This window comes from Sulfurospirillum sp. SCADC (genome assembly GCF_000743525.1).
Classification (GTDB): Bacteria; Campylobacterota; Campylobacteria; order Campylobacterales; family Sulfurospirillaceae; genus Sulfurospirillum.
Map to the genome: position 1 here is coordinate 150,705 of NZ_JQGK01000002.1, position 13,690 is coordinate 164,394.

The 13,690-nt window shown below is 41.2% G+C and carries 13 protein-coding genes; 9 read left to right on the plus strand and 4 right to left on the minus strand.

Annotated features, from left to right (window positions below; genetic code table 11):
* Complete coding sequence (locus tag JU57_RS02185; RefSeq protein WP_051906492.1) at nucleotides 1–435, minus strand: disulfide oxidoreductase; 435 nt, start codon at nucleotides 433–435, stop codon at nucleotides 1–3.
* Nucleotides 436–537: 102 nt separating this feature from the next.
* Here JU57_RS02185 and purH point away from each other — a divergent pair, with 102 nt between their 5' ends.
* The 6 genes from purH (at nucleotide 538) to JU57_RS02215 (ending at nucleotide 6,114) form a co-directional block, all read left to right on the plus strand.
* Nucleotides 538–2,070: a bifunctional phosphoribosylaminoimidazolecarboxamide formyltransferase/IMP cyclohydrolase gene (purH, locus tag JU57_RS02190; protein ID WP_037956387.1), complete on the plus strand. Its 1,533-nt coding sequence runs from the start codon at nucleotides 538–540 to the stop codon at nucleotides 2,068–2,070.
* Nucleotides 2,071–2,210: 140 nt separating this feature from the next.
* Nucleotides 2,211–2,564 carry a hypothetical protein gene (locus JU57_RS02195; protein WP_037956388.1) on the plus strand — a complete coding sequence of 118 codons (354 nt, stop codon included), beginning with the start codon at nucleotides 2,211–2,213 and terminating at the stop codon, nucleotides 2,562–2,564.
* Nucleotides 2,524–3,831, plus strand: a complete 1,308-nt coding sequence (locus JU57_RS02200; protein ID WP_294875323.1) for a hypothetical protein — start codon at nucleotides 2,524–2,526, stop codon at nucleotides 3,829–3,831. Before JU57_RS02195 ends, JU57_RS02200 begins: the two co-directional genes overlap by 41 nt.
* A 3-nt stretch (nucleotides 3,832–3,834) precedes the next feature.
* Nucleotides 3,835–4,131, plus strand: coding sequence for a metal-sulfur cluster assembly factor (locus JU57_RS02205; RefSeq protein WP_037956392.1), 297 nt, complete (start codon nucleotides 3,835–3,837; stop codon nucleotides 4,129–4,131).
* Between the two features lie 85 nt (nucleotides 4,132–4,216).
* Nucleotides 4,217–4,540, plus strand: coding sequence for a hypothetical protein (locus JU57_RS02210; protein WP_051906494.1), 324 nt, complete (start codon nucleotides 4,217–4,219; stop codon nucleotides 4,538–4,540).
* Nucleotides 4,525–6,114, plus strand: coding sequence for a methyl-accepting chemotaxis protein (locus tag JU57_RS02215; protein WP_037956399.1), 1,590 nt, complete (start codon nucleotides 4,525–4,527; stop codon nucleotides 6,112–6,114). Before JU57_RS02210 ends, JU57_RS02215 begins: the two co-directional genes overlap by 16 nt.
* A 14-nt stretch (nucleotides 6,115–6,128) precedes the next feature.
* On the opposite strand, the gene JU57_RS02220 is transcribed toward JU57_RS02215, so the two are convergent.
* Nucleotides 6,129–8,087 (minus strand): ABC-F family ATP-binding cassette domain-containing protein, encoded by a 1,959-nt coding sequence (locus tag JU57_RS02220; RefSeq protein WP_037956400.1) that lies wholly within the window; start codon nucleotides 8,085–8,087, stop codon nucleotides 6,129–6,131.
* 93 nt (nucleotides 8,088–8,180) lie between these two features.
* Nucleotides 8,181–9,791 carry a methyl-accepting chemotaxis protein gene (locus JU57_RS02225; protein WP_037956401.1) on the minus strand — a complete coding sequence of 537 codons (1,611 nt, stop codon included), beginning with the start codon at nucleotides 9,789–9,791 and terminating at the stop codon, nucleotides 8,181–8,183.
* 212 nt (nucleotides 9,792–10,003) lie between these two features.
* Here JU57_RS02225 and JU57_RS02230 point away from each other — a divergent pair, with 212 nt between their 5' ends.
* From JU57_RS02230 to JU57_RS02240, 3 genes are read left to right on the plus strand one after another with little or no spacing between them, the layout of a single operon-like run.
* A complete protein-coding gene (locus JU57_RS02230; protein WP_037956492.1) occupies nucleotides 10,004–11,227 on the plus strand; it encodes a M48 family metallopeptidase in 1,224 nt (407 codons plus the stop codon).
* Entirely contained in the window at nucleotides 11,217–12,032 is an 816-nt protein-coding gene (gene prmC / locus JU57_RS02235) for a peptide chain release factor N(5)-glutamine methyltransferase (protein WP_037956402.1), read from the plus strand. Before JU57_RS02230 ends, prmC begins: the two co-directional genes overlap by 11 nt.
* Nucleotides 12,033–12,034: 2 nt before the next feature.
* Complete coding sequence (locus tag JU57_RS02240) at nucleotides 12,035–12,505, plus strand: DUF4149 domain-containing protein (RefSeq protein ID WP_037956403.1); 471 nt, start codon at nucleotides 12,035–12,037, stop codon at nucleotides 12,503–12,505.
* Nucleotides 12,506–12,557: 52 nt separating this feature from the next.
* Here the strand turns inward: JU57_RS02240 and ftsZ are convergent, their stop codons facing one another.
* Nucleotides 12,558–13,676: a cell division protein FtsZ gene (gene ftsZ, locus JU57_RS02245; protein WP_037956404.1), complete on the minus strand. Its 1,119-nt coding sequence runs from the start codon at nucleotides 13,674–13,676 to the stop codon at nucleotides 12,558–12,560.
* Between the last annotated feature and the right edge of the window lie 14 nt (nucleotides 13,677–13,690).

A 13,690-nucleotide genomic window follows, 5' to 3' on the forward strand; every position in this document is an offset into this window, starting at 1 on the left:
TTACGAAGCCTTTGGTTTGATAAAAATTAAAGTAATAAAAATAAGCGCAAATGCAACGAGTGAGAGGAATTGAATCGTGACAAATCCAAACCAGTTGATGTAGTCACTCGTGCATGAAACACCTTGCGAACACGGAGCAAGCGTTTCTGGAACGATGCCAAAGTAGAGCAAATTATGGTAAATCGCAAAGAAAAGTCCGATGAGGACGAGTGGCATGGCGTATTTAAACACATGTGTATCATTGCTAAAAAGTGCGACGAGAAAAATAACGCTTAAAGGGTACATACAAATGCGTTGATACCAGCACATAACACAGGGTGGAAACATCATAATTTCACTGAAAAAGAGGCTTCCCAGTGTTGCGACCATCGAAACGATCCATGCAAAAAAAAGCAGTGTAAAAAGCGTATTTGAGCACGTTTGCGTTTGATTCATTCAATCTCCAAAAATTTGACTATCTTCTTTAATCCGTCCTAAAAGGAACGTATTGTAAAATAAAATCATCAATAAATTATTAATACGATAAAAAGGACGAGTGTGAGAGCGTTAATAAGTGTCAGCGATAAAACGGGGATTATGGAGTTTGCCAAGGAGTTGGTGGCGTTGGGTTTTGAGATCATCTCAACGGGTGGAACCTATAAACTTTTAAGCGAAGAGGGTGTTCGTGCGCTTGAAATCAGTGAGGTGACCAAGTTTCCTGAGATGTTCGACGGACGTGTGAAAACGCTTAATCCAATGATCCACGGAGGCATATTACACCGAAGGGATTTACCTTTACATGTAACGCTTGCTAAAGAGCATGGCATCGAGGGAATTGATCTTGTGTGTGTCAATCTGTATCCGTTTAAAGAGACGATTGCCAAGACGGATGATTTTGATGAGATTATTGAAAATATTGACATCGGTGGACCTGCGATGGTGCGCAGTGCGGCGAAAAACTTTAACGATGTCTTGATCGTGACTGATGTTTTGGACTATGACAGCGTGATTGAAGCGCTCAAATCGGGTAACAATACCCTAGAATTTAGACGAGATTTGATGATCAAAGCATTTGAGCATACGGGAGCGTATGATAGCATGATCGCCAACTACATGAACAAGCGCTTTAACAACGGTTTTGGTGAGAAACAGTTTATCGTAGGCACCAAAGCATTCGATACACGTTATGGTGAGAACCCACACCAAAAAGGTGCATTGTATGAGTTTGACTACTTCTTTAGCAACAACTTCAAAACCCTTAAAGGCGAAGCGAGTTTTAACAATATGACAGACATCAACGGTGCCGTTAAAATCGCTGCATCTTTTGGTGACGCTCCAGCGGTGTGTATCATCAAACATGCCAATCCGTGTGGATTTGCCATTGGTGGTGATCTTTTGGACAGTTACATCAAAGCACTTAAGTGCGATCCTGTTTCAGCCTATGGTGGCGTTGTGGCGATTAATGGAACGCTCAATAAAGCCTTGGCTGAGAAAATCAATGAAATTTTCGTCGAAGTGATCATCGCTGCTAACGTCGATGAGGATGCGTTACATGTCTTTGATGCCAAAAAACGCATCAAAATCTTTACGCAAGAGAGCAAATACTTGGTGCTTAGCGAAGATGCGTATGACTTTAAACACGTTGATGGTGGCTTTGTTTTCCAAGAGAGCGACAGGGTGAATGATGATGAGATTAAAAATGCAAAATGTTTAACCTCGCGAACGGCTTCCAAACAAGAGCTGAGCGATCTTGAAATTGCCTATAAAGTGGCAAGTTTGACCAAATCAAACTGTGTGGTTTACGTTAAAGAGAGCTCAATGGTCGCGATTGGTATGGGAATGACGAGTCGTGTGGATGCTGCCAAAGCGGCACTTCGCAAAGCCGAAGAGATGGGCATTGATGTGAGTGGTGCAGCCTTAGCGAGTGAAGCGTTTTTCCCGTTTCGTGATAGCATTGATGCCGCAGCTGCCGCAGGGGTGAAAGCGATCATCGAACCAGGGGGTAGCATTCGTGATGAGGATGTCATTGCCGCTGCGAATGGGCATGGTATGGCACTTTACTTTACTGGCGTGAGACACTTTTTACATTAGTAGCTTTTTAGAGAGCCTTAAATCAAGGCTCTTCCTTCTCTTTTTGTTTAATTCAGATACGATTTGTCTTTTTCTTGATGTAGATTAAGGAAATTAACCTCACTTTGCATTATAGTTTCATCAAAAATAAGGATGAAACCATGAATACAGATCATTTTCCTAGCGATGCAAAACTTTTACATGTAAACAATGCAACAGTTCCTTTTTTCACGTACTCTCAAGAGGGGATAGAGTTTATCAGCTTTGATACTTCAACATGCGTGCCACCCGAACCGATGGTGAATGCGATGATCGCCCTTGAACTTTTAGATGCGCCCACAAAAAAAGTGGTGATGATCAACCACCGTTCACCCGTTGGACTGCTTGCCAAAGTAGAATCCTTTTACGACATTGAGGTGAGCGAGCTTGATGGTGGCAAACTGCAACTGATTTTTTCCTACAAAGAAGGCGTGAGTGACAAAGTCGATCTTAGCCAAAAACAGTGCGCAGGTTGAGAGCATGAAAGTCTCACTCGCCACGGAGATGGCACCACCGTTTGTCTTGGTCGCGCACTTTTTTATCGCAGGGATTCTCTTCTTGACGCTGAGCGGTGTGGCGCTTTTGTCGATGAGTTCAGAGCTTTCAGGCTACATCATCTCCTCTTCGCTTGCAGCATTTTCACATCTTTATCTGCTGGGTTTTGTGATGATGATTATCTTTGGGGCAATGTATCAGCTGTTGCCTGTCGTGCTTGAAGCGCCCATTTTTTCCAAAGATTTTGCTTATGTGCAGTTTTATATGTACGTTGTTGGCTTTTTGATGATGGTGAGTGGCTTTAGCGTTGCAGAGCTTCATCTATTGATTCCTTATGGCGCAGTTATTACCTATCTTTCGATGCTGATTTTTTGCTTCAATGTGTTTCTGACCTTTTACCGTTTAGAGAAGATTACTTTAGTGAGTCAGTTTTTACTCATTGGTACGATTTTTTTGTTTATCTCGGTGAGCCTTGGGTTGATCATTGGGCTGAGTTTAGGACATGGTCTTTTAGCCATAGACATCGATGCTTGGGTGAAAGCGCACATCATAGGCACCCTTGGTGGCTTTGTGCTGATGATTGTTATGGGCGTTTCAATGGTACTGATTCCGATGTTTTCACTTTCGCATAACTTTAGTGAGCAGTGGATCAAAAGGGCATTTTACTTGCACAGTTTTGGTGTGACGCTGATGATGATTGCACTGATTGCGCCATTCCCTCTTTTTGTGCAGAGCATTGCCGCTTTGTGTATGGTTTTAGGCATACTCTCTTTTGTCGTGCAAATCGCTGTGATTCTAAAGCAAAGAGTGCGCAAACAAAATGATTATTGGGTCAAAAATATCCTTTTTGCACTGGTCTGTTTGGTCGCTTCGGTGTTGACATGTACGCTTTATTTTATTCTAACAGAGGCATATTTAGGCATCCTTTCAGGCGTGCTTTTCTTCTTTGGCTTTTTGCTCTCGTTTATTGTGGGGCATATCTATAAAATTTTGCCTTTTTTAATCTGGTATGAGAAATTTTCACCCCTTGTCGGAAAGCAAAAAGTGCCTTTGTTGCATCAGATGATTCACACCAAGATGGCAGACAGCCAAACATGGATGCTGTTTGTTGCAGTAGGGATACTGTGCAGTGGTGTTGTCACTCAGATAGAGAGACTTTTTTTTCTAGGAAGCGTGTTGCTGTTAAGTTCACTTGCCTTAGTCGCGTTGAATGCACTTTACGCATTTAAGTATCAAATGAAGGAGTAAAAAATGATAACAAAAGAAGCAGTTTACGCTGCCATTTCAACCGTTATAGACCCTGAAGTTGGGTTTGATATTGTCGCTTTGGGGCTGATTTACGATGTCAAAATTGACACTAACCAGGTATTCGTTACGATGACGCTCTCCACCAAAGGTTGCCCTCTGCATGAGTTGATTCAACAGTGGACGAAAGATGCGGTTTTAACGATAGAAGAGGTGGAGATGTGCGAGATCGAAATTGTGTGGGAGCCTGCTTGGAATATCTCAATGGCGAGTGAACGTGTCAAAAAGGAACTATGTGGTTAATGTGTGTCATTATAAGGATTTATTAATTCCAAAATCGAGTAAATATATACTATAATAAAGACTGATTTTTGATTTTGGAGGCAGAATGGATTTAATGACCAAAGTGCACAGTGAACATGTTGATATTGTGGTTTCAGGTACCATCAAAACAATCGCAAATGCACAGACAATTAAAGAGGCAATTCGAAAAGCGCATGAACAGCATTCAGATACCATCATCAATCTTATCATTAAAGACTCTTTCATTATTACGTCGTCTGTCATTGGTTATGTCATTAAATCGATTGAAATGGACAAAATCGCTTTACATGTAAACGTTGGAAGTGAAGAGTTGTATGAAATGCTTGAAGATATGAATTTAATTGATGTGATGAACGTTCGAAAGGATTATAGATGCGCAAAGGCATAGGTTTAAAAATAGGGTTAACGCTTATTCCGCTTTTATTGTGCAGTTTTATTGTTTTACAATTTTTCATCGTCGGTGAGTTTAAAAAATCATCTCAAATGCAAAGTGAAAATAATCTTAATTTACTCAGTCAATCGGTTTTTCAAACCGTTCGTGCTGCTATGAATTTGGGTGATCGTGCTTTGATTGAAAAATCATTGCAAGAAGCAGGTGCGATGAAGGGAATCAAAGAGCTTAAAATTCACCAATCACAAGCGGTCATTGATACCTTTGGCATCAATGCTAAACCTTCAACCGATGTCGCTGTTGTTACTATTTTTAAAAATCCAACCCAACATAATATAACGCTTGATGATGACAAAGGGCATCGTTTGCGCCTGTTGAAGCCATTGATTGCCGAAGAAGATTGTTTAGCGTGTCATGCAACGTCTCAAAAAGGAGATGTGTTAGGGGTTATGGATATGACCTTCTCGTTTGCCGATATTGATGCGTACATTGGTGATATTAGTTGGAAATTGGTCAGTATTTTTACCCTTTCATTGCTGATCACTTCGGTATTGATCATGTGGGTACTTAAACGTGTTGTGGGCAATCCTTTGGAGATTTTACTGGAGCGTGTGCGTGATCTCTCCAGTGGAAATGGTGATTTGACGGCGCGCGTAAAAATCAACAGTCAAGATGAAATGGGTGAGATCGCTCACTCCATTAATATTTTTATCGAGAAGATCCAATCTATTATTTTAAGTTCACAAACCATTTCACAAAATGTTGAACATACCGGTGAAATGCTCAATTCCAATGCGGTTGAATTTTCCAAAGGTGTGGTCGAACAAGCCCAACAGATTAAGATGTCGTTTGATTTGATGAAAGACATTGAAGCCGATCTAGACCTCTCGGAAGAGCTTGCGATTCACACGGTTGAAGACAATAGCGCTTCGTTTAGTGTTTTAGAAACGATGAGTCTATCGCTCAATGAAGTGGTGCAAAAAATTAATGCAGCGAGTGATTCAGAACAAGAGATGGCGCATCAGATTCAAAGTGTGGTGGCACAAACTGAGCAGATTAAAGGCGTGTTGGCAATGATCAAAGATATTGCTGATCAGACCAATTTGCTCGCGCTCAATGCTGCCATAGAAGCAGCGCGCGCAGGTGAACATGGTCGTGGATTTGCGGTGGTGGCGGATGAAGTGCGAAAACTGGCTGAACGTACCCAAAAATCATTGGCTGAGATTGATGCGACGATTGGAGTGATTGTTCAAGGTGTGACGCAGCTCAGTTCCAATATGGAAGTTAATGCTGAAAATATTAGCCAGATTTCCCAAAACGCATTTGGAGTTCAAAGTGCGACAGAAGAGACCAAAAATCGCACATTAGAGTCGATTGAAGTTTCTAAAAAAGCCTCTAAAAAAGTGGTTGAGATCTCCCATCTGACCAATCAAATGATGGAGCAGATGAAGCGAACCCTCAGTTTATCGGACAATAATGAAAAAATAGCCGTGGAGCTTTCTCACATTTCTCAAACAATGCTAGAGTCTTCGCAAAATCTAGACTCTACGCTTTCAACGTTTAAAGCCTGATGCAGTGAGGCTTTTTAGCCTCTTTGCATCATCTCAACTTTCTCTTCGATCTCTAAAAGCTCTTCAATTAAAGGCTCTAAAAGTGCCTCTTTCGCTTCTAAATTTTGACTCAGCTTTGTAAGCCCAATCTGTTGGTAACATTCAGGATTTTCAAGACATTTTTTAATCGCAATGATCTCATCTTCAAGGGTTTGAATCTGTTGTGGCAAAGTTTCAAGAGAGCGTTGTTCTTTGTAACTGAGTTTCGTAGGAACACTCTCTTTGGCTTTTTGAGCTTTTGGCTCTTCTCTCTGAGGAGAAGATACTTCTTGTGCTGATTCCATCGCATCAAGCTCTTTAATCTCTTTTTCAATCTCCAAGTATTCGCTGTACCCTTGATAACTCTCTTCAATGATCCCTTCACCTTTAAAGACATACAGCTTGCTGGCAATTTTATCGACAAAGTAACGATCATGGCTGACAAAAATAACCGCACCGCCAAAGCTTTGAATGTACTCTTCTAAAATATTGATCGTGGGAATATCCAAATCATTGGTCGGTTCATCGAGAATGAGACAATCCACCTCTTGCGAAAAAAGTAAGGCAAGTGCCACACGGTTTTTCTCACCACCGCTTAAAATGCCGATCTTTTTATTGAGATCTTCTTTGGGAAAGAGAAAGTCTTTAAGATACCCAAAGACATGAAGGTTTTTACCCTTAACATCGACCCGATCGCCGCCATTGGGGCAAAAGGTTTCGATAAGGTTTTTGTTATCATCGAGCATAAGGCGTTGTTGGTCAAAATAACCGACTTTAAACTCGCCTTTGTCAAATTTCCCCGCATCAACGCTCATATCGCCGAGTAAGATTTTAAGCAGAGTCGATTTTCCAGCCCCATTTTTTCCCACAATCGCAATGCGATCTTTTTGTAAAATACGCGTGCTAAAGTTTTTAATCAGTAGTTTATTGCCCAGTTTTTTATCGATGTTGTACATCTCAAAAAGCATCTTTTGCTTGTTGATGATCTTTTCACCGTTAAAGTTATGCTTTTCGCGCTCAAGTTCTAGTTTAAGTTTTCGAACCAGTGAAGGGTTCTTCTTGGCAGATTCGCGCAGTTCAAAAACCCTCTGTTTTCGCCCTTCATTGCGTTTGAGTCTCGCTTTGACACCACGTCTGAGCCACTCTTCTTCGCCCTTGAGGTATTTGAGTAGATTCTCATGCTGTTTTTGGAGCGACACGATCAATAACTCTTTACATGTAAGGTAATTTTCATAGCCTCCCTCGAAGCTTCGAACCGTGCCATCATCGATTTCAATCGTACGTGTGGCTAAGTGATCAATGAAATAACGATCATGCGAAATGAAAAGCAGGGTGAATTTGGACTTTAAAATCATCTGCTCTAAAAACTCAACCATGTAAACATCCAAATGGTTGGTAGGTTCATCTAGAAGCAAAATATCGGGTTTTTGAAGAATGAGACCTGCAAGAGTAACACGACGTTGTTCGCCACCGCTTAAAAGATTGACATCGCTGTGCTCAAATTGTTTAAGATCAAACTCGTGTAAAACGTGCTCGATCTTTTCATCCAAACTCCACGCATCGTGTAGATCTAAAAAGGTGACTAATTGAGACTGTTCCGCCAATAAGGCTTCATTATGGTAGTCATGCTCTAACGTTTTAATAACCTCTTCATAGCGAAGACGTGCGGTTTTAAGCTCTTTAAGTTCTTCTTCAATCGCCTCTTTGACGTTCATGCCCTCTTTAAATCGAGGGGTTTGGTCTAACATACCGACTTTGACATTTTTTTGCAGAATCCGTCTCCCAACGTCAGCTTCCAATACGCCAAAAACGATCTTCATCAGGGTTGATTTTCCCCCACCGTTTTTGCCAATGATGGCAACACGTTCGCCCTCATGCAGCGAAAAATCAACGTTGGTTAAAATTTTTTGGGTTTCATAGGCTTTGCTGATACCAATTAAATCTAAAAGTGCCAAATAGATGCCTCATTTCGTTTTTTGCGCGTATTATACCATTAAGATGAAAAACAGAGGATGGGTAAAGTTTTGACGCTTTACCCATGAGGTTGGTTAGGATTGGAACTGATTGAGTTTGTTATTAAGATTTTCAGCCAAACGAGAGAGGTGATCTGCTGCTGCAGCGATCTCTTCAACACTTCTAGCATTTTGTGATGTCAATGTATTGATATTGGTGACCATGTCAACGATCTTGTCCGTATCTTGTGAAATTTTTCGAGAATTTTGAGCACTGATTGTAACCGCCTGCACACTCTCATCCATGACCTGCGTGGTTCCTAAGATGGTTGTTTCAACACCACTGGAAACCGTCGAGAGTCTTTGAATGTTTTTAGCATTTTTGCCCATCTGCTCTGAAGAGTCGACGATAGATTGGACGATGACATTGATGGTGGCATTGATCTCGGTAAGAGAGCTTTGGGTACGCTCCGCTAACTTTCGTACTTCATCCGCAACCACCGCAAACCCACGTCCATGTTCCCCAGCCCGTGCTGCTTCTATGGCAGCATTGAGTGCCAACAAATTGGTCTGATCGGCAATATCAGAGATAACCGTCAGGATCTGTTTGACTTGTTCCGCATCATGGCTCATCTGTTCTAGTTTTTGAGCCAAAGCAGATTCGGATTGGCTGGCTTGATCCATCTCTCCTCGAAGTGAGATAACCTCATTTTTGGCATTATCAAGGCGACTTCCTGCTGTGGCGATGCTCTGTTTCATCCCTTCAGAGAGTGTTGCTGTCTCTTGAACAAACGTTTTAATGGCTTCAATTTCATGGATCGTATTTTCCACAATCGTCGAACTTTGCTCTGCATTGCGACCTATTTGCATACTGGTCGTACTGAGTTCATGGGAAACGGAGGCGTTTTCATTGGACGAGTTTTTCGCATCTTTAATGGTAAGTTCAAGTGTTTCGACTAAGGCATTAAAACTATCTACCATCTCTTTAATCTCATTGTGTTTGGTGTAGGAAATACGGAAATGAAGCTCTTTCTTTCGAACGAAATTACCAATGCTATCTCGTACAAGATGCACGCCTTGCATAATGTTATTGCGGATGATAATGCTTAAGAAGATGGTGGCTCCAACCACGATTAAGAGGACAATGATCATACTCGTATTGGCACTTTGTTTCTCTTCAGCCGCATGCGATGCCATTTTCTTTGCTAATTCCAGATTATAACTCATATGTTCATCAAGCGCTGATGTTAAGGTTTTCAGTGTAGCTCGTGCTTTGTTAAAAGCGACAGAAGCTTCCGCTTTGTGCCCTGTTTCTGAGAGTTTTAAAATATCGTTCACCAATACTTTAAATTTCTCCAAGGCTTCAAGGTCCTTTTCAAGCAGTGCTTTATCTTTCGCATCACTGGTCAGTTTTTCATACTGATTCAACTCTTTTGTAAGGTCATTTAAAGCGCCGAGGATTCCCTCTTTAGACTTTGCATTGGTCTCTTTATCCTCTTGGGTAATATGCTCCCACATGACCAAACGAAGACGGAGTCCATACAGCATTGCATGATTGAGAGAGAGAACGCTTGGGAGTGAATTGACAGTGACATAATTCGTTTCCTCATAAACTGTATCCATCTTTGTCATGCTAATACCAAAAATCGTACAGGCTCCGATAATTGCGATAGCTAGCATCGCTATGAGTTGTTTTCCAATAGTCATATGTGACTCCTTTTTGTGTTGTGTGCTATTCTAAACTCATTTTCCTAATAAAATATTTAAACTACACGATGTGTTACTAGAAAAAGAGAAAAGAATTTATTTCTGAGAAAATCATATCACGCATGCGTTGCAAAGGTGTTGCATTTGTTTAGAGAATATTGATGAAAAACTGGTATGATAATGTTTTTCAATTTGTCAAAGGAAAAGACTCTATGTTAGAACTTTTAACGCTCTTTTACATTATTTATCTGCTGATTAAACTCTACGCAGCCTTTATGGAGATAGGTTTTGTGAGTAACGCTCGTGGTTTGAAAGCGATTATTCTCTCTCCTTCCAATTATGCTAAGGCAGCGGCGTATAAAATTGCTTCGCAAAAATTCTCTATTGCCAATACGTTGTTTGATTTTGTCCTCTTTTTTGGTTGGATCACGTTTGGACTCTCCGCGCTTGATGCCGCACTTATCATGGAAAATGAAGTGCTTCGTTCGGTACTCTTGGTGATGAGCTTTAGTGCGATTAATTACCTTTTAACATTACCGTTTGATCTGTATCAGACCTTTGGGCTCGATAAAAAGTTTGGGTTTTCAACGATTGATATAAAAACATTCATACTCGATCAACTCAAATCAACAGTGATGTTTTTACTTTTTGGCGGTGTCTTTTTTTGGGCAATGAGTGCGATTATCATGGCGTATGAATATTGGTGGTTTTATGGATTTTTATTTGCGTTTGGGGTCATTTTGTTTATCAATATGATCTATCCCATTGTGATCGTTCCGCTGTTCAATAAACTAACCCCACTTGAAGATGAGAGCCTTAAAAGCTCCATTGAAGCCCTTTTGCAAAAAGCAGGGCTTAAGAGCAGTGGCGTTTTTAGCTTGGATGCCAGTAAACGGGATAACAGGCTCAATGCTTACTTTGGAGGGTTAGGACGTTCCAAACGCGTTGTACTGTTTGATACCTTAATCGCAAAGCTTGAAAAACACGAATTACTTGCCGTTTTAGGACATGAGTTGGGTCACTTTAAACATAACGATATTCTTAAAAATATTGCCTCCAGTGCGCTGATGCTGTTGCTTATGTTCGCACTCTTTGGAAACCTTCCCGAAGAGCTTTTTGACGCTTTACATGTAAACCAATCTGCAGGCAGTGTAATGATACTTTTCTTAATGCTTTCACCACTGCTTTCATTTGTTTTGATGCCTCTGTTTGGACTGGTGAGTCGTTACAATGAGTACAGAGCCGATGAGTATGGCAGTGAGTGCGAGAGTCAAAATGCCCTCGCTTCTGCCTTGGTCAAATTGGCAGATGAAAATAAGAGCTTTCCGCTTTCACACCCGTTAACGATTGCACTTTATTTTACCCATCCACCGCTGACGGAAAGGCTTAAAAAGCTTGGAATGCGTTTTGATGAAGGAGAGGTTCTTGCGCATTAATGAGCTTGTACGTTTAGGCACAGAACAACTGCGTGGTGTCACAGAGATTCCTCAAAAAGAGGCGATGATCCTTTTGGGCGAAGTCTTGGGTAAAGAGATGAGTTGGATCATGGGGCATGGTGAAGACGAAAGTGGTGAAGATGCGCGGTTTATGGAACGTTTAAACCGTCGTGCTCATCATGAGCCTTTGGAGTATATTGTAGGTCGCGCTAGTTTTTATGGAAGAGTTTTTGATGTCGATTCGCGCGTGCTGATTCCCCGACCTGAAACAGAACTACTGGTCGATAAAGCTGTTGAACTTGCCAAAACATTGCCTGAAAATGCGCATATTGTCGAGATTGGCTGTGGGAGTGGCATTGTCTCCATTATGCTCTCTCTGCTGCTTCCTAAGGCTCATATAACTGCGGTTGACATTTCTCCTGATGCTTTACATGTAAGCTCTCATAACGCCAAAAAACAAGGCGTGAGTGAGCGTATTACTTTTGTGGAAGGGAGTTATATGGATGGAGTAACAGAAAAGATCGATATGATCGTCTCCAATCCTCCTTATATTGCGAATAACGAGCCTTTAGGCATTGGACTCTCTTTTGAGCCTTCATTAGCGTTATATGGCGGAAACAGAGGCGATGAGATGCTCTGTCATATTATCGATCTTTTTGTGCAACGAGAGGCTAAGGCATTGGTCTGTGAAATGGGATACGACCAGCGTGAACCTATTGCTTTACATGTAAAAGAAAAAGGTTTGAACGTAGCGTTTTACACAGATTTAGCAGGACTTGATCGTGGATTTTGGATTAAGGAGTAAGAATGAGAAGTTTTATGGTGATTTATTTGGTGATGCTTGGCATTGCGATGGGTGTTGAAATTGCAGCAGGTGCGTTTATCGCACCGGTGATCTTTTTCCCACAAAAGTATTTGGGTGAGGGCGTTTTAAGCCATTTTCAAAGCGGTATTTTGATGACACAAGTCTTCTTAAAGATGAACCTTGTCATTGGTTTTGCAGCACTTTACAGCATTATTTATGAAGTGGAAGTCTTTATGATGCGTAAAAATTATGATTTTCTCTCATTCGTTTTATCGCTTATGATTGTCGTTGGCACGGGGCTTTTTCTCTATTACTATACGCCCTTTATCGTCCATGCGCAACAATTAGGGGCTAGTGAGACAACAACCGAAGCGTTTGCTTCCATGCACAAACAGAGTGAATGGGTGATGAAAGCTTTGATAGTCATGCAATTTGGGTTATTTATCAGGCGAGGTTGGTTAAGTCAAAAATAGGAGAAGAAGCGAAGGCTTCTTCTCCTGCATAGAAGAGGGTTAGAAGGGTTGATTAATCCATTTGGTGTCTGATATAGGTTGGGATGTCAAGATAGTCATCTTGTCCCTCATAGCCACCACTTACTTTTTTCATGCGTAAAATACGCTCTTTTTTGATTGATTCTTGATTGCTGTTCAGCATTTTGAGCTCTTTGGATGCTTCGACTTTATTTTCAAAGCCTGTTGCAACAATGGTCACTTTAACACTGTTTTCTTCCATATCTTCACTGGTAGTTGTACCAAAGATAACATCAGCATCTTCATCGGCACAATCAAGAATAAGTTGCATTGCATTGCTGATTTCAGTGATAGGATAGCTTGAAGGAATTTGGAAGTGAACCAAGACACCAAGTGCGCCATTAATAGAGAGGTTATCAAGTAGAGGGGACTCAATAGCACTCTTAATCGCTTCCATCGCTGCATCTTCACCCATGCTCTCGCCAATACCCATAAGCGCCATACCACGATGACTCATAACGGTTTGTACGTCAGCAAAGTCAACGTTAATGTCGCTTTGACCAGAGGAGAGAACCACCAAACTCATACCACTAACAGCCCTGCTTAAAACGTCATCAACGATTTTAAAACTGTCTTTGATCCCAAATTTTGCATCGACAATCGCAAGAAGTTTATCGTTAGGGATGATGACAATCGAATCACTCTCTTTACGAAGTTCATTAATGCCAAGTTCTGCTAATTTTGCTCTTTTTTTACCTTCAAACATAAACGGACGTGTTACAACAGCAACCGTTAATGCACCGACTTCTTTAGCCGCTTGTGCCACAACAGGCGCAGCACCTGTTCCCGTACCGCCACCAAAACCAGATGCGATAAAAACAATATCCGCTTTTTCTAAAGAGCTTTTGATCTCTTCGTAACTCTCTAATGCAGATTCACGACCAATATCAGGGCGCATACCTGCACCTAAACCTTTTTTACCAAGTTGAATTTTTGTTTTGGCTAAACAATTTTCAAGGGCTTGTGCGTCAGTGTTTGCTGCGATAAGGTCGATACCTTCGATACCTTCTCTTACCATGTGGTTAATCATATTACCACCGCCACCGCCAACACCGATAACTTTGATTTTAGCTCCGTATACACATTTTGATTCTTCTATGCTAAATCCGTTCATACCTCTTACCCCTC